This is a genomic window from Bacteroides sp. MSK.18.37 (assembly GCF_019129155.2).
Taxonomy (GTDB): Bacteria; Bacteroidota; Bacteroidia; order Bacteroidales; family Bacteroidaceae; genus Bacteroides; species Bacteroides ovatus.
Genome location: NZ_JAHOIB020000001.1, coordinates 4,830,281 through 4,847,958 on the forward strand (window position 1 = coordinate 4,830,281; position 17,678 = coordinate 4,847,958).

A 17,678-nucleotide genomic window follows, 5' to 3' on the forward strand; every position below is an offset into this window, starting at 1 on the left:
CTAATTTAGATTCTTGTTTGTAACAAGTCTAATTCTGTTTGTTACATCTGTTGTTCTTTATATTCACTCGGTGAAATTCCGTAAAAGTCTCTGAATGTATTGGAAAAATGAGAGAGGTTGGAGAAGCCTGTAGCGTATGCAACTTCCGAAACGCTTAGATTCTTCTCACGTAGCAGATTGGCAGCTTGTTTCAGTCTGATAGAACGAATGAAATCTCGTGCTGACTGATTAGTCAACTCCTTTAATTTGCGGTGCATATGTACGCGGCTCATTCCAACGTTGGCTGCCAGCATCTCTACATTAAGGGTAGGGTCGGCAAGATGGTCATTGATGGTTTTCATTACTTTACTCATCAAGATCTCATCATTGGACTTCATTTCTATCTTTGTTATTTTTTCTTCTACTTGTTGTTCACCTACCAGTTTGCCACGCAGTCTTTCCCGATTGGCTATCAGATTACTGATAGTAGTTCGTAATAATTCAGTGTTGAATGGTTTTACGATATAAGCATCTGCTCCAATTTCAAGTCCTTCGATTTGGTCTTCGGCTTTCGATTTGGCGGTTAATAATATAATAGGTATATGATTGATATTGATATTCTGTTTTATTTTCCGGCAGAGAGTGATTCCATCCATTTCGGGCATCATAACATCACTGATGACGAGATCGGGTTTCTCCTTCAAAATGGTTTCCAGTCCTTCCCGTCCATTTGTACATTCGTAGATACGGAAATCACTATCCAGTTCGCTACGTATGTAGCGACGTATTTCTTCATCATCTTCTACGATTAAGACGCGATAACGTGTTTTTGCTTTGGGTTTCCTGTACTCGTTAGTTTTGTTTTCTTCTTCCGTTTCATAGATGGAATCTTTGGGAAGTTGGGAGATTGTTGGTTCGCTTCCGGTTTCTTCAGGATTTTCCAGTTCCTCTGCTTTCAAGTGATTACTACCTAACGGCAGGCGGATGACGAAACGGGTTCCTTGTCCGTCTTCGCGGTTTTCTGCTTTGATGATGCCGTGGTGCAGTTCCACTAACGACCGTGAAAGATGCAGTCCGATTCCTGTACCGAAATTAGATTGTGTCATGTCGTTGTCAATCTGATAGAAACGCTCGAATATTTGTTCTATTTTGTTTTTGTCAATACCGATTCCGTTATCGGTGATATCTATCTCGAAATAATCTTTCAAAGCACCCCGGTAGGCATCGTTGTGACCGGTTTTCAATGACACTTCGATATTTCCTCCCTCATGTGTATATTTGAAAGCATTGGAAAGGACATTCATCAATACTTTGTCAAAGTTATTTAGATCAATCCATACTTTCAGAGAATCAGCACCTTCCAGTTCTTTTTCGAAAGTAAATGTGATGTTCTTTTTTTGCGCTTGATAATTGAATGTTTGCATCAAGTCATTGATAAATCCTACGATGTCTGTTTCCCGGAATTTCAGATGCATTTGTCCTTTGTCCAGTTTTCGTATGTCCATCAGTTGATTGATCAGACGTAGAATACGTTGGGCATTCCGGTAAATCATGAGATAAACCGGTTGTTTCTCGGAATGTTCGGCTAACAGTTTCTCTAACGGGCTGATGATAAGAGTCATCGGGGTACGTATTTCATGTGAGATATTAATGAAGAATTGTAATTTGGCTTCGTTAATCTGTTCCATGTGTTTTTGTCGCATCACTTCTTGCCGGTGGCGGATACGTGACAGAATATACATGGTAAGAGCATAGATTAGTAATGCTCCGAGGCATCCCCAGATTACTTTTGCCCACCAGGTCTGGTACCAGGGTGGAGTGATGGCAATAGTAACTGTGCGGATATTAGAGAAATTATTATGGTCGCGTGCCTGTACGGAGAAAGTGTATTTCCCCGGTTTCAGACTGCTATAAGTCACCCGGTTTGTTCCCGGTTGCGTACTGATCCATTCATCGCCTAATTCTTTTATCTTATATTGATAACTAATCCGGTCGGGATTGCTGAATTCCAAAACAGAAAAATCAATGCTGAATGTATTTTCATTATATGCCAGTGTAAATTGCTCGGTATCCATGACAGCAGTATCAGTGATGACATTGTTGCCGGATTTATCCCCTTTTTTCACAGGGCGGTTAGCAACGTGAAAGCCGGTAATCAATACATTCATTTCTTTTTTGATTTCGGTGATATCCTGGGGGTAGAAAGCAGTTACTCCATTGGTACCTCCAAAAAATATCTTGCCGCGTTTATCTTTAAATACAGCAGTGCGTGTAAACTCATTTCCTTGCAGACCGTCGCCTGCATAATAGTTGATAAACTTCTTTTCCGGAGGATTCAGTTTGGAGATTCCCTGATGGGTACTGATCCATATATTTTTTTTCTCGTCTTCAGCCAGGCCGCAAATAATATCACTGGGGAGCCCATCGGCAGTAGTGAAAAGTACAGGTGTTAGTCTGTCTTTATTCAGGCAGACCAATCCTTCGGAAGTACCAGCCCAGATCTCTCCATTACTACTTTCCAATAAACTGTAAACGACATACCCGGGGAGGAGATTGTTTTGCTTTTTATAATTGATAAAATTGTCCGTTTGAGGATTGAGTACGGCCAGACCTTTATAAGTGCCGATCCATATCATTCCCTCTTTATCTTCCAGTAGGTAGCTGATCCAATCGTTCGGAAGACGGTTGATACTCCAGTCATCGTTTTCGTTGCGGGTAGATTCGTAATAGGTGACATGTTGAGTTGGTAAATTGATTTTGTATAAGCCCGAACCATAAGTACCCACCCAGAGATTCTTGTTTTTGTCTTCAATGATGCAGGAAACTTTGGGCTTGCCTGCGTTAAGATTTCCTTGTAAAAGCGAGGTGGCATCTTGACATGTTCCGGTTTGTTTGTTCATCCGTGCCAGACCATCGAAGTAAGATCCTAGCCAAAGTTCCTGATTGGAATCTTCATAGAGACATAGGATAGTGCCGGGGACAGATTGGGGATTACCTGCCTGATGGGTGTAATGGCGTAATTGTTTTCCCTGATCGTTTATGGCATATAATCCGTCGTTATCCGTACCTATCCAGATTGTAGCTTGTTCATCTGTATGAATAGCCATAACACAGCTGGAACCAATGGTGTTGTTGTGTATTGATTTGTAGCCGTAGTAGTCGAATTTATTTGAAATGCCGGGCACTAGTATCAAACCTTTCTGAAAAATGCCCAGCCATAAATTGTGATCTTTATCTTCGATTAACGAGTGAACCTTGGATTTGGAGAAGTCAAAGGGACCCGCATTAATCTCACTGTCCACAATAATATCTTGTTGAGGCTGATATTCTTTTACTCCTTCACCGTCTGTTCCTATGATAAGTTTTCCACGGGTATCAATGATGAGAGTCCGGATATTCAAATTCATCCGGTTTTGGTAGAGGACAGGTTCGAAGTTTCCTTCCTGTCGGGATGATAGTCTGAAAAGACCTTTTGTCAAGGTTCCTACGAAAATTTGTCCGTGTGCATCCTCACAAATGGCAGAAACGTCATCACCTGCTATATGATAAGGTGCTTTATAGCTTTTAAGCTCTTTACTTTCCGGAGAATAACGGTAAAGTCCTTTTTCTTCTGTAGCAATCCATAAATTTTGCCGGGAATCTTCGAAAATGACATTCAGGTAGTTACTACCTATCCGGTCTGTCAGTTCGGTTTCGATATGGAAGGAGGCGGGATTGCTGTTCTTTTTTAGGGATATGGCGCCTTGTCCGGAAGTTGCTATCCAAAGATCTCCGTTCCGGCGTTCAATAATGGAAGTGATATGAGGATTCTTTCGTCCGTCTTTCCGAGAGATGAATAATTCGTGAAAGTTGTCTGTGGCGCGGTCATATCGCTGTAAGCCATTGATGCATCCGATCCAGAAATTACCGCGACTGTCTTCGAATAATGTCCGTACATAGTTGTTTTTCAAACTGGTGCTATCCGTAGCATTATGTCGATAGATCGAGAAACGTGTCCCGTCGAATTTATTAAGTCCGTTTTCGGTAGCTATCCAGATAAATCCTTTCCGGTCCTGATATACGGCATTGATCAGACTGTTGGAAAGTTCTTTGTCTGTTGAATAGAATTTGCCGGTCTGTGCTTTCATAACAGGAGTGCTTCCTATCAGGAAACAGTATATGGAAAAAAGGAATAGGATTTGTGCTTTCATACTCATTAATATAAGCAGGGTTTATTGGTGCTTTTTATATAGACAAAGATACTATATTAAATTAAAATAGCATTAGCTTTGTTACTTTTCCTTTTACTGATGTTACGTGCAAACCCTTTAGGGATGCTTCTGGGAGGGGTATGTAACGGGTGTGCAATAGCTTGTAACGTACATGCAAGTGTATGTAACCGCCTGTCAATTGCTTGAAACAAAATCTCCACCTATGCTTGATATATTATCCATAAATTTGCATTAACCAAAAAAATGAATTGTCGGACACCTTAAAATAATAACTGCTTATGGAAACATGAATTCCTTACTCTATTCCTTATTATAAATAAGAAGAGAAAAACCTATAACTTGGATTAACCACTATCATTATTAATTAAAAAAATGATTTTATGGAAAGCACAAATCATTATTTTCGACCGTTAGGTCTTATCATTCTTTTCTGCCTCTTTCCTGTATGGGTATTGGCACAGACTGTTTCCGTGACGGGAGTGGTCAAAGATGCATCGGGCGAACCGATTATCGGAGCCAGTGTAGTAGAAGCTGGCACTACCAATGGTATAGTTACCGATTTGGATGGTAATTTTAAGTTGAATGTATCAGCCAAAGGTAGCTTGAAGATTTCTTTTATCGGATATCAGACACAAACGATTCCTGTAGCCGGGAAAAAGCAGTTTGATATTACCCTCAAAGAAGATGCAAAAGTATTAGACGAAGTAGTTGTAGTTGGATATGGTCAGATGAAACGTAGTGACCTGACCGGTTCTGTTGTATCGGTCAACGATGAAGCCATTAAGAAATCTGTAGTGACTTCCGTTGACCAGGTACTGCAAGGACGTGCTGCTGGTGTGCAGGTACAGGCTAATAGCGGTATGCCCGGTGGTAGTTCTTCCATCCGTATTCGTGGTATCAACTCTTTGAATGCCTCCAATGAACCTATCTTTGTCATTGACGGTGTTATCATCGACGGTTCCACAGGTTCGGGAAGTGATAATGCACTGGCATCTATCAATCCTTCGGACATCGTCTCTATGGACGTATTAAAGGATGCTTCCGCCACTGCTATTTATGGTGCGCGAGCTGCAAACGGTGTGATTATGATTACTACCAAACGTGGACAGAAGGGTGAGGCGCAAATAACTTATGACGGATATATAGGATGGCAGGAAATGCCTAAAAAACTGGATATGCTGAATCTGCGTGAATATGCGGAGCATAAGAATGTTCGTTCAGGAAAAGACTATTCGGGAAATGATTGGGGAATAGTGAACAAGGATAATAACTTTGTTCGTCCGGATTTACTAGGTGAGGGTACAGACTGGCAGGATGAGATGTTCTCTAAAGCTATGATGACCAGTCATAATCTTTCTGTGACCGGAGGTACTGATAAAAGTAACTATGCATTGGGAGCAGGTTACCTCAATCAGGATGGTATTGCTGTTGGTTCAGGGTTCAGGCGTCTGAACTTACGAGGTAGTTTTGATGCCCAGGTGAAGAGCTATTTAAAAATGGGTATTAACTTTGCGTTTAGTAATTCCCGTCAGAAATTGACTGTATCTGACGAGTCGTTGATTAGAACTGCTTTATTGCAGAGTCCGAGTGTGGCTGTTCGTAATGCTGAAGGCACATTTGACGGACCGGATACGGACGAATGGGTACAAACGAATCCGGTGGGTCTTGCCATGATTAAGGATAACCGCAATGAGAAAATGGGTATTCGGGCAAACACCTATGCTGAAGCTACTATCATTGACGGACTGACGTTTAAAACGGAATTGTCTTTCGATTATGGGGTAACTAATACTTATAAATTTGATCCCTCATATACTTTTGGTGCGATTGAAAATACGGACCGTCAGGGGACTTTCTCCAAATCATATAATAAGTTCTGGAGTTGGAGAAATATCGTGAATTACATGAAAACTTTTGGAGTGCACAATGTGAATGCAATGATTGGTCAGGAAATGCAGGAGAGCAAATGGGAATATCTGATGGGAAGCCGTATGGGATATTTGTCCAATGCCGCAACCGACCTGACATTGGGAGATGCCGCAACAGCCAAGAATAATGGTAATAGTGGAGAAAGTTCGATTTTATCTTATTTCGGCCGTCTGTTCTATTCATACGATGACAAATATCTGTTGACATTTACTCTTCGTCGCGACGGTTCTTCCAAATTTTACAAAGATAATCGTTGGGGATGGTTCCCGTCGGCTGCTTTGGCTTGGAAGGTTTCCAATGAATCTTTTTTGAAAGACAACAATATTATTAATAATCTGAAATTGCGTTTAGGATGGGGTGTTGTAGGTAATCAGAATGTGCCTAATAATGCATATAAAGCCATTTATTCATCTGTTGCTACCGTTTGGGGAACAGGGTTGCTGGCTGGCAATACTCCGAATCCCGAATTGAAATGGGAGTCTACTTATTCAAGTAATCTGGGACTTGATATTAATCTTTTCCAGAACAGGATTGAATTGATAGCCGATATTTATTATAAGAAAACAAATGATTTGTTGTTGCAAGTGCCTCTTCCTGCTTACGTGGGAACTTCAGGTCAGGGCTCTACTTCCGCACCCTGGAAGAATGTGGGTTCTTTGGAGAATAAAGGACTTGAGTTGACTTTAAATACAGTGAATATTGATAAAGGCGGATTTCAATGGAGAAGTAACGTGGTATTCTCTATGAACCGTAATAAAGTAAAATCGCTGGATACGGCAACCAGCCTGATAGATAAGAGTAATCAGACAGGCGAAACAATAACCGTACTGACACGTACATCAGTAGGAAACCCTATCGGACAGTTTTATGGTTATAAAGTGATTGGCCGCTTTGAAAAGGCTACTGACTTTTACTATAGAGATGCTTCTGGAGCAATTAAGCCGGTAGCATTGCCTGAAGGTATGTCGATTTCCAAGAATAGTATCTGGATTGGTGATTATATTTTTGAAGATGTAAACAAAGACGGTGTTATCAATGAACAGGACCGTACTTATATCGGTAATCCTGAACCGGACTTTACTTTCGGCTTCGGTAACTCTTTCTCTTATAAAGGCTTCGACTTGAGCATTAACCTGACCGGATCGGTGGGAAATGAAGTTGTAAACTGGGGGCGTCGTGAACTTGAAAATCCACGGGGCAATAATAATATCCTGAAATCGGCGTTGGATTATGCACAACTGGCTTTGATTGATCCGAATGGTCCGGATGATTATCGGAATATACAGATTGTAGGCGGTGACCCTTATGCTTGCCGTATGGCTATTGCCAAAGGGACAGATGATTCCAATTATCGTTTCAGTGACCGCTTTGTGGAAGATGGTTCTTTCCTGCGTATTCAGTCTATCTCTTTCGGCTATACGTTCCCGCGTAAATGGTTGGCACCGATTGGTATTCAGAATCTGAAACTTTATTGTAACCTGCAGAATGTATATACATTCACAAAATACAAAGGGATGGACCCGGAAATAGGTTCTGCCAATCAGGACGCTTTGCTTACAGGCTTTGATAACTATCGTTATCCTTCTCCGCGAATTTATACATTCGGTCTGAATTTAACCTTTTAATCATTTAAAGTGACTAAATATGAAAACAAGTAAATATATATACTCTTTCATGTTGGCTGTAGCTTTGGCGTTTGCAGGATGCAGTGACTTCCTCGATTCTGAAGATAACTCCAATATCGCAGGAGATAACTTTTATCAAACGGAAGATGATTTCCGGGCAGCAACAGCTCCTTTGTATAATAAGGTGTGGTTCGACTTTAACGATAAGTTCTATTATGGACTGGGTGATGGACGCGGATTCAACCTTTGTGCGACAACCTCTAATTATATCTATCCTTTTGCCGATTTGACCGAAACCGGATTGACGGGGCCGTTAGTTTCGGCTTGGGGCTCATTATACAATATAGTACAGCAAACTAATAAGATTATTAACGGGATCAAAGGTAACTCATCCAATAGCGAAGAAGTGAAGAACCCATATATTGCTGAAGCACGGTTCATGCGTGGAGTTGCTTATTCCTATCTGGCGATGTTATGGGGAAATGTTATTATAAATGAGGATACGGATGAACTGGTGGCTAATCCAATTGTCAATACTAGCCCGGTAAGTGATGTCTATGAATTTGCGATGCGTGACTTGGAATTTGCGGCAAAATATTTGCCGGAGGTTTCTTCTGCTGCCGGACGTGTCAATAAATACAGTGCCTTTGGCATGTTGTCGCGTGTTTATCTGACGTATGCCGGTTATAGTAGTAACCCTAATAGTGCGACCCGTAATCAGGACTATCTGGATTTGGCAAAGAAAGCGGCTTTAAAAGTGATAGAAAACAGAAATTTTGAACTGATGACTGATTATGCCGATTTGTTTATGATTGATAAAAATAACAACTCGGAAACACTGTTTGCTTTACAATGGGTTAGTAATGGTACGTATGGGGAATGTAATACGATACAGGATTATTTTGCTTGTGAGTCGGCTATTACCGGTAATGACCGTGCATGGGGCGGTTATGTTTTTGCACAACCGGACGTGATTTGGGAGTATGAAAAAGGAGATAAACGGCGTCAGCCGACTTGGATGGCTTATGGCGATCATTATCCTGAAATACAGAAAGCAAACGGAGGATATACTTGTGAGAAGAAAGCATCGGGTACTGTTTCCGGAATTTATTGTAAGAAATATGTTTGTGGTTCTAGCAAAGATAATGCGAAGATCACTTCCGGAAGTACTCCTATCAATACTTACATGTTGCGTCTGGCAGAAGTATATCTGATTTATGCAGAAGCTATATTGGGAAATAATCCTTCAACAGATGATGCCGATGCAATGGAATACTTTAACAAAGTGCGCAAGCGTGCCGGTTTGGAACCCCAAAATTCGATTACTTACGAAGATATTCGTCGTGAGCGTAGACTGGAACTTTGTCTGGAAGGACAGTATTGGTATGACTTGGTACGTAGAGCTTATTATAAACAACAGGAAGTACTCAATTATATCACCGGACAGGATAGGGGTACTGCTATTCCTGTAGTATGGGATGCGGATACACAGACTTTGAAGAGAGACGAGGATTCGGATGAAACGAAGCGTGCCATAGGTGACGTCGATTCCAGTATATTCCTTCTTCCTTATCCGGAATCGGAGACTGTGCAAAATCCTTTGTTGAAAGCGGATCCTATGCCTTATGCATTTAAGGAAGACAGAATAACCGATTTGTTTAACTAAAAACGAGAATACGAATGAAAAGCTTGATATATAAAAATAGTATGAAAGCATTTGGCTTATTGGTGAGTCTGCTCATCTGCTCTTGTTCATTTGTTTCGTGCGACGACGATGACGATAATGGCGGAAGTTCTGTGATGAACATAACAGGGATCTATCTGGAAGACGCGAAGTCGAATGTTCCTGACCGTTTGGTTGATTTTGCCCGTTTGGGACAACTGATCCGAATTGAAGGTGAAGGATTCAACGGATTGAAGAAAGTGTATATTAATGGATATAACTGTTATTTTAATCCGGTATTTGTTTCGAATAAATCTTTTCTGGTTAGTGTGAACAGTAAAGTTCCGACTACAGAAGCAGACGAGAATGTACGTAATACAATTCGTTTGGTAAAAGATGGTGGTGAATACGTTTATGATTTCCAGATTCGTGCTGCTGCACCGTCTATAACGAAAATCTCCAACTGTATGCCGAATGTAGGTGAACCTATCATTGTTTATGGAAGTGGATTGACGGAAATAGCAAAAGTCGTTTTCCCCGGAAATGTGGTGGTGACAGAAGGTATTATTTCTGATCTTGACGGTGAATATTTTATGGTGGATATGCCTGCCGGAGTTTCTGAAGAGGGCGGTTCTATTTTCGTAGAAGGTTCGAATGGTGGTGCTTATTCTCCTGCCTATTTCAATTATAAGAAAGGCTTGTTGTTGAACTTCGACGGAGTGGGTGCACAAGGGGCATGGGGCGATTCTGAAAGTATGATTCAAACAACCGAACTGGAATCAGCTTCGATTGGTGAAGGTAATGTGTCGCAAGGTGCTTACTGTCGTTTGCCATTAGAAAGACAGTTGCCGGTGGCAGCAGCGAAGAATCGTTGTGCTGAAGTTTGGACAGCTGGTAATGGCACTGATCCTGACTGGTTGACGCTGGGTGTCCCTGCTGAAACTCCTGTTGCCGAATGTGCTATTCAGTTTGAAATTTATGTGCCCGAACCTTGGTCTGAATCCGGATTCCTGAAGATTTGTGGTCAGAACGGATTCAACGGTGGAGAATGGGAGAGAGACTGTTATAATTACGTACCGTGGCTTGTAGACGGAAAGATTGTTCCTTTCCAGACAACCGGTTGGCAGACTGTAACTGTTCCGTTTAGTGAATTCTACAAATCGAAAGCATCCAGCGGAGCTTGGACCACTTTTGCCGATGTGACCGCTACCCGTGCATCTGCTTCTTATGCCAACTTCGGTTTCTATTTTGAGAACTCTGATATTACATTGGATAAGATCACAGGTGCGAGCTCGGATAAAGAAACAGAGTTTCTATCCAAAGCAACTTCCGTGAAGATTTATATTGATAACTGGCGTGTCGTACCTTTGACGAAGCCGGAATATACCGATTTCCCGGACGAAGAAGAGGATGCAGAATAATAATGACTTTAAATTGAAAAGATTATGAAATACAGAAATATGCTTCCGTTTGTTGCCTTGTCGGTGCTGATATTGACATCGTGTGACGATAATAAGATGGAGTGGTATAAAGACCCTACACATGGAGCGGTTACTTCTTCCGAACTGCCTTTACAGTTGGCTGAAAAGATTTCCCGTTACAAGCCGTTGAAAGAATATTTATCCGATCCCAACTTTAAGTTGGGTATCGGAGTGGGGATGGATGAATATCTTGGTGACGAGACAACGACTACCATTGTGAATGAGAACTTTAATGATCTGACGATAGGATATGCCATGAAGCACGGTCCTATGGTCGATTCTAAAGGGAATTTGAAATTTGATAAGGTAGATCAATTGTTTACAAAGACTACAGAAGCGGGTATAAGCATTTATGGACACTGTCTGATTTGGCACACTAATCAGAATGCGAGTTATCTGAATAGTCTGATTGCACCGGAAGTTATTCCGGGACCGGCGGGCAGTAATTTGTTGGATCTGTCAGGCATTGAAGATGGAACCTTTGATGGCTGGAATCGTAAAAATGGAAGTGATGCGATGTCCATTGTGGAAGGGGAAGGACTGACAACTACTTCCAAAGCATTGAAATTTACAGTAGGATCTTCTGTAACGGCTGCTCATTCTGTGCAATTATATACTCCTGACATTTCAGCAGTAAGTGGGCATAATTATGAAATTTCATTTTTTGTCCGTTCGGATAATCCCGGTAAAGCCCGGTTGACTTTTGATGGGTTAGGAAATAATTATCCATATAAGGATTGGTATGCTACAGGTGGCAGTTGGACGGAAGCTTTTGAGACGACGTCTCAATGGCAGCAGGTGAAGATTACGGTGAATGATTTTGTTAGTACTACATTTCAGATTGCATTTGAGTTTGGTTATTTGCCGGATGTGACTTATTATGTAGATAATATTGTTGTGACAGACAAAGATGCGGAGCCTACTGTGGTTAATCTGATTTCTAACGGAGATTTTGAAAGCAAAGCTATTACTCCTTGGGGAGCTTGGAGTAGTGGAAAGGCCGCGATTTCGGAAGAAGGTGAAGGATATGGAAGTTCATATTCGATGAAGCTGACTAGTTCTGTTGACGGAGGGGCGGGCAATGCATATAAGGCACAGGCTGGATATGGCTTTGATACTCCTTTGGAAGTCGGCAAGACCTATGAGTTCTCTGCTATGATTAAAGCAAGTGTCTCAACTACTTTCCAAATTCAAATTCAGAACTCAACGAGTTATGCAGGTGAATGCTATGTAGATGGAAATGTGAGTACGACTTGGACAGAATTTAAGAAAGAATTTACAGTGTCTAAAGAGGATATGAATCGATTCTGTATCAATTTCGGAGTTAGTGCGGGTGATTATTATATAGATAATATCGTATTGTCGGAGAAAGTGGTGGAGACACGTGCTGTCACTCGTGCTTCCGGTCCTACTATCATTGAGAAGACCGACGAAGAAAAAGCCGAGATTATCAGAGATGCTATGGAAGACTGGATTTCAAAGATGGTTACCCATTGCAAACCTTATGTTCATGCATGGGACGTAGTCAATGAACCAATGGATGACGGAAAAACATCAGACATTAAGACTGGTAAAGGCAAAACTGATCTGGCTTCTGATGAATTCTACTGGCAAGATTATTTCCTGACTCCGAAAGACTATGCAGTAGAAGCTTTCAAACTTGCCCGTCAGTATGGAAATCCGGATGATAAACTATTCATCAATGATTATAATCTGGAATATAACCTCAATAAGTGTGACGGTCTGATTAAATATGTGGAATACATCGAAAGCAAAGGGGCCACAGTGGATGGTATTGGTACACAAATGCATATTGCTATTGATTCCAATAAAGACAATATTGCTCAAATGTTCCAGAAACTGGGTGCTACCGGCAAGTTGATTAAAGTATCCGAGTTGGATATTAAGGTTAACACTTCGTCGCCTACTACTGAAAATCTGGCACAACAGGCAGAAATGTATCAGTATGTCATTGATATGTACAAGAAGTATATCCCAGCGGACAAACAATATGGTATTACCATCTGGGGAGTATCGGACAATGAAAAAGAACATGTGAATTGGATACCGAATGATGCTCCGAACCTTTGGGATGCTAATTATGCACGTAAACATGCTTATAAGGGAGTGGCCGATGGTTTGGCTGGTAAAGATGTCAGCGGAGACTTTACCGGAGATTTGGAATAAATGATTTTATAACGATTAAAGAAGGGGAGAGTGAGGGTTACAGTAGTTGTTATTATCTTGGAGTGGATTAAATGAATAACAATAACTACTGTAATCCGCTCGTTCTAAAACTTTCCCTTTCCTCTTGTTTATCGGTGGTTTCAGCTTGAATGTAACATTGCAACAAGTTTTTGTAACATACGTAAACGATGATGTAACAAGCGAGTAATGATTTGAATCAGAATTTCTGGGTAAGTGGGAAGAAACTTCCTAAGTTTGCAAAGTGGAATCCCGATGGATTTCTTCTCTTGCTAAATTATCATGAAATAAAGACATATAAAAGAAAAGACAGAATGAATAAGTATTGGTTTTATAAGGTAGGGTTAGTAGTTGTGTTCCTTTGCTTCGCCTTGTTGGGCGGAGCAAAGGTTAAACTTCCGACTCTTGTTTCCGACGGAATGGTACTTCAGCGTGGGGAACCTGTCAATATCTGGGGAACGGCTGATCCTGATGAAACCGTTGATATAACTTTCCTGAAAAAGAAATATAAGACTGTTGCTGATGTACAAGGTAACTGGAAAGTGACTTTGCCTATATTGAAAGCTGGCGGACCTTATACGATGGCCATTAATGATATCGAATTAAAGGATATTCTTATTGGTGATGTTTGGGTATGTTCGGGACAGTCGAATATGGAATTGCCTGTTTCACGGGTTACAGATCGTTTTCGCGATGAAATATCTACGGACAGTAACTATCCGATGGTACGCTATATAAAAACACCTCTGCTCTATAATTTTCATGCTCCGCAGGCAGATATTCCGGGAATTTCCTGGCAAGCGATGACTCCTGAAAATGTGATGCCTTTCTCTGCTTTGGCCTATTTCTTCGCTAAAGATGTCTATCAAAAGACAAAGGTTCCGGTAGGAATCATAAATTCCAGTGTCGGAGGTTCACCGGTAGAAGCGTGGATCAGTGAGGGAGGGTTGAAGCCTTTTCCATTTTATTTGAATGAAAAGCGTATCTATGAGTCAGACGATTTGATGGAGTCGATGAAAAAAGAGGAGAGGAAGAAAAGTCATGCCTGGAATGTGGCGTTGTTTCAGGGAGATAAAGGGATGCATGAGGCTACCCCTTGGTATGCTGCCGATTATGATGATAGCAATTGGACAGAAACAGATTTGTTTACTTCCGGCTGGGCAACAAACGGACTGAATACCGTCAATGGCTCCCACTGGTTCCGTAAAGACTTTCAGGTGTCTGCACAACAGGCGGGAGAGAAAGCGACTCTTCGTTTGGGATGCATCGTAGATGCAGATTCGGTCTATGTAAATGGCACATTTGTGGGGACTGTCTCTTATCAGTATCCTCCCCGTATCTACACCATTCCTGCCGGATTGTTGAAAGCCGGAAAAAATACAATAACCATACGCCTTTTCAGTTATGGCGGTCGTCCTCAATTTGTAAAGGAAAAGCCTTATAAAATCCTTTTCGGAAAAGGTCAGCCGGAAAAAGGAGAATCGGAGATCAATTTGGAGGGGAGTTGGAAATATCATCTCGGTGCTCCTATGCCCGCTGCTCCGGGACAAACGGCTTTTCATTATAAACCCACAGGACTGTATAATGCAATGATTGCTCCTTTGCTGAACTATACGGTATCTGGTGTTATCTGGTATCAGGGAGAATCGAATGTCTCACGCAGAAATGAGTATAAAGACTTGTTGACGGCTATGATTAGCGATTGGAGACAACGATGGAATAAGTCGGATATGCCTTTCTATATCATTGAGCTGGCGGATTTCCTTTCACCCACAGATAAAGGAGGACGCACTGCCTGGGCGGAATTCCGGAAAGCGCAGGCGGAAGTAGCCGATACAAATAAAAATGTTACTCTGATTAAAAATAGTGATTTAGGAGAATGGAATGATATTCATCCATTGGATAAAAAGACGCTAGGGCAACGAGTGGCAGCAGCTATCTTGATAGAAATGAATACGAAAAACAGAAAATGACCAATTTATCTATTTTATGGAGAATACAATAAAGACCAATGAAGCGAAAGGTTTCTATAAACTCTCTTGGCTTCAACGTATAGGATTCGGTTCCGGTGATTTGGCGCAAAACCTTATTTACCAGACCGTATGTATGTATCTGCTGATTTTTTATACCAATGTATATGGACTTAAACCGGAAGTGGCAGCCGTGATGTTTCTTATTGTCAGGATAGTGGATGTCCTTTGGGATCCTCTGGTGGGTGCTTTCGTCGATAAACACAATCCTAAACTAGGTAAATACCGTTCATATCTTATTTGGGGAGGAATTCCGCTGACTGGTTTTGCTATTCTTTGTTTTTGGAACGGCTTTTCGGGTTCACTGTTCTATGCCTATTTCACTTACGTTGGATTATCCATGTGTTATACATTGATTAATGTGCCTTATGGAGCACTGAATGCGTCACTTACCCGCGATACGAATGAAATCACGGTGTTGACGTCAGTGCGTATGTTTCTTGCCAATTTGGGTGGTTTGGCTGTGGCATACGGTATTCCGATACTGGTGAAGGTGTTGTCTCCCGATGGTAAAATCAATACTACTGCATCTGCTAACGCATGGTTTATTACGATGACTATTTATGCTGTTATCGGATTGGCGTTATTGATGTTCTGCTTTAACCAGACGAAGGAGCGTGTGGTTATGGATCAGGAGGAGACATCTAAAGTAAAAGTGTCCGACTTGTGGGTAGAATTTTGTAGAAATAAACCTTTGCGTATTTTGGCGTTCTTTTTCATTACTGCTTTTGCAATGATGGCGATTGGTAATTCTGCCGGTTCATATTATATGATTTATAATGTACGTGCACCGGAGATGTTACCTTATTTCATGGCCTTGGGCTCGATACCCGCATTCATTTTCATGCCGATGGTACCTGCCATTAAACGTGCCATTGGAAAAAAGCAAATGTTTTATGTATTCCTTTCAGTCGCTATATTGGGTATGGCATTGCTGTATATTATTTCTGTGGTTCCGGTACTCAAAACGCAGATATGGTTGGTCTTTGTGGCGCAGTTCATAAAATCGACGGGAGTCATTATTGCGACAGGGTATATGTGGGCTTTGGTTCCCGAAGTAATTTCGTATGGCGAATATACTCATGGTAAACGTATTTCGGGTATAGTCAATGCTTTGACTGGTATTTTCTATAAAGCGGGAATGGCTCTTGGAGGAGTTGTACCGGGACTTGTTATGGCTTTTGTCGGATTCGACCAGACAAATGAAGTGTCACAATCGCCTTTTGCCGAACAGGGAATACTGTGGCTCGTAGCCGTTATTCCGGCGTTGTTGCTTTTGGTCGCTATGTTCATTATTTCTAAATATGAATTGGAAGATAATGTGATTGACAATATAAATGAGGAGATAGAATCGCGCTGTAAAAAAGGCGAATAGATAAGATAGTAGAATGTTTATTACTCAAAAATATAACGTATGAAACTCAAACGAATAATTCTGTTGTTATTGACAGTGATGTTTTCTTTTTCTTATGGAGAAGTTTTTGCGAAAGATGGAAGTTCGCTGAAAAAGGCTTTGAAAAACAAGTTTTTGATTGGCGTGTCAGTGAACACACATCAAAGTTCCGGTAAGGATGTCGCAGCTGTTGAAATTGTAAAGAAGAATTTTAATTCCATCGTGGCGGAAAACTGCATGAAGTCTTCTGTCATTCATCCGAAAGAAAATAAGTATAATTTTGCGCAGGCAGATGAATTTGTCAGTTTTGGTGAGAGCAATCAAATGGCTATCATTGGTCACTGCCTGATTTGGCATTCACAATTGGCTCCTTGGTTTTGCGTAGATAAGGACGGGAATAATGTTTCTCCGGAAGTCCTGAAGAAACGGATGAAAGACCATATCACTACCATCGTGAAACGCTATAAAGGCCGTATCAAAGGCTGGGATGTAGTAAATGAAGCGATTGAAGATAATGGAGCATATCGCAAGACAAAGTTTTATGAGATTCTGGGGGAAGAATATATCCCATTGGCTTTCCAGTATGCACACGAGGCTGATCCGGATGCCGAACTTTACTACAATGACTACTCAATGGCCCAACCGGGCAGAAGAGAAGCCGTCGTGAAAATGGTGAACGATTTGAAAAAACGTGGAATCCGTATTGATGCCATAGGTATGCAAGGACACATCGGCATGGACTACCCGAAAATCAGTGAATTTGAGAAGAGTATGCTGGCCTTTGCCGGAACAGGAGTGAAGATAATGATAACAGAACTGGATTTGACGGTGATACCATCACCGAATCCCAATGTAGGTGCAGAAGTTTCCGCTTCCTTTGAATATAAGAAAGAGATGAATCCTTATCCGGATGGATTACCGGAAGAGGTATCGAAAGCATGGACTGAAAGAATGAATGACTTTTTCCGTCTGTTCCTGAAACATCATAACCTTATCACCAGGGTTACTCTTTGGGGAGTAGCCGATCAGAACTCTTGGCGTAATGACTGGCCGATGAGAGGCCGCACGGATTATCCGTTACTTTTTGATCGCAATTATCAGCCGAAGCCGGTAGTCGGCCTGATTATCAAAGAGGCTGAAAAAACAAAATAAGTTTCTAACA

At 41.3% G+C, this 17,678-nt stretch carries 8 protein-coding genes; 7 read left to right on the forward strand and 1 reads right to left on the reverse strand.

Going from position 1 to position 17,678, the window contains the following annotated elements; genetic code table 11:
- Window positions 1-41: 41 nt before the first annotated feature.
- Window positions 42-4,175 carry a two-component regulator propeller domain-containing protein gene (locus KSX81_RS18485; protein WP_004300846.1) on the reverse strand — a complete coding sequence of 1,378 codons (4,134 nt, stop codon included), beginning with the start codon at window positions 4,173-4,175 and terminating at the stop codon, window positions 42-44.
- A 395-nt stretch (window positions 4,176-4,570) separates the two neighbouring features.
- Between KSX81_RS18485 and KSX81_RS18490 the strand changes: the two genes are divergently transcribed.
- The 7 genes from KSX81_RS18490 (at window position 4,571) to KSX81_RS18520 (ending at window position 17,668) form a co-directional block, all read left to right on the forward strand.
- Complete coding sequence (locus tag KSX81_RS18490) at window positions 4,571-7,744, forward strand: SusC/RagA family TonB-linked outer membrane protein (RefSeq protein WP_004300845.1); 3,174 nt, start codon at window positions 4,571-4,573, stop codon at window positions 7,742-7,744.
- Between the two features lie 19 nt (window positions 7,745-7,763).
- The gene (locus tag KSX81_RS18495; RefSeq protein ID WP_004300844.1) at window positions 7,764-9,410 is read left to right on the forward strand and encodes a RagB/SusD family nutrient uptake outer membrane protein; all 1,647 of its coding nucleotides are present in this window, start codon (window positions 7,764-7,766) and stop codon (window positions 9,408-9,410) included.
- A 41-nt stretch (window positions 9,411-9,451) separates the two neighbouring features.
- A complete protein-coding gene (locus KSX81_RS18500; RefSeq protein ID WP_224440855.1) occupies window positions 9,452-10,828 on the forward strand; it encodes a glycan-binding surface protein in 1,377 nt (458 codons plus the stop codon).
- A gap of 24 nt (window positions 10,829-10,852) precedes the next feature.
- Window positions 10,853-13,075: an endo-1,4-beta-xylanase gene (locus KSX81_RS18505; RefSeq protein WP_004300842.1), complete on the forward strand. Its 2,223-nt coding sequence runs from the start codon at window positions 10,853-10,855 to the stop codon at window positions 13,073-13,075.
- A 332-nt stretch (window positions 13,076-13,407) separates the two neighbouring features.
- Entirely contained in the window at window positions 13,408-15,066 is a 1,659-nt protein-coding gene (locus KSX81_RS18510; protein ID WP_004304379.1) for a sialate O-acetylesterase, read from the forward strand.
- Between the two features lie 16 nt (window positions 15,067-15,082).
- Window positions 15,083-16,498 (forward strand): MFS transporter, encoded by a 1,416-nt coding sequence (locus tag KSX81_RS18515; protein WP_004300840.1) that lies wholly within the window; start codon window positions 15,083-15,085, stop codon window positions 16,496-16,498.
- 39 nt (window positions 16,499-16,537) lie between these two features.
- Window positions 16,538-17,668 (forward strand): endo-1,4-beta-xylanase, encoded by a 1,131-nt coding sequence (locus KSX81_RS18520; RefSeq protein WP_004300839.1) that lies wholly within the window; start codon window positions 16,538-16,540, stop codon window positions 17,666-17,668.
- The last annotated feature ends 10 nt before the right edge of the window (window positions 17,669-17,678 follow it).

Excerpts from the sequence above, each read along its gene's own strand:
- KSX81_RS18485 (WP_004300846.1), bottom strand. The coding sequence starts at position 4,175 with ATGAGTATGAAAGCACAAATCCTATTCCTTTTTTCCATATACTGTTTC.
- KSX81_RS18490 (WP_004300845.1), top strand. The coding sequence starts at position 4,571 with ATGGAAAGCACAAATCATTATTTTCGACCGTTAGGTCTTATCATTCTT.
- KSX81_RS18495 (WP_004300844.1), top strand. The coding sequence starts at position 7,764 with ATGAAAACAAGTAAATATATATACTCTTTCATGTTGGCTGTAGCTTTG.
- KSX81_RS18500 (WP_224440855.1), top strand. The coding sequence starts at position 9,452 with ATGAAAGCATTTGGCTTATTGGTGAGTCTGCTCATCTGCTCTTGTTCA.
- KSX81_RS18505 (WP_004300842.1), top strand. The coding sequence starts at position 10,853 with ATGAAATACAGAAATATGCTTCCGTTTGTTGCCTTGTCGGTGCTGATA.
- KSX81_RS18510 (WP_004304379.1), top strand. The coding sequence starts at position 13,408 with ATGAATAAGTATTGGTTTTATAAGGTAGGGTTAGTAGTTGTGTTCCTT.
- KSX81_RS18515 (WP_004300840.1), top strand. The coding sequence starts at position 15,083 with ATGGAGAATACAATAAAGACCAATGAAGCGAAAGGTTTCTATAAACTC.
- KSX81_RS18520 (WP_004300839.1), top strand. The coding sequence starts at position 16,538 with ATGAAACTCAAACGAATAATTCTGTTGTTATTGACAGTGATGTTTTCT.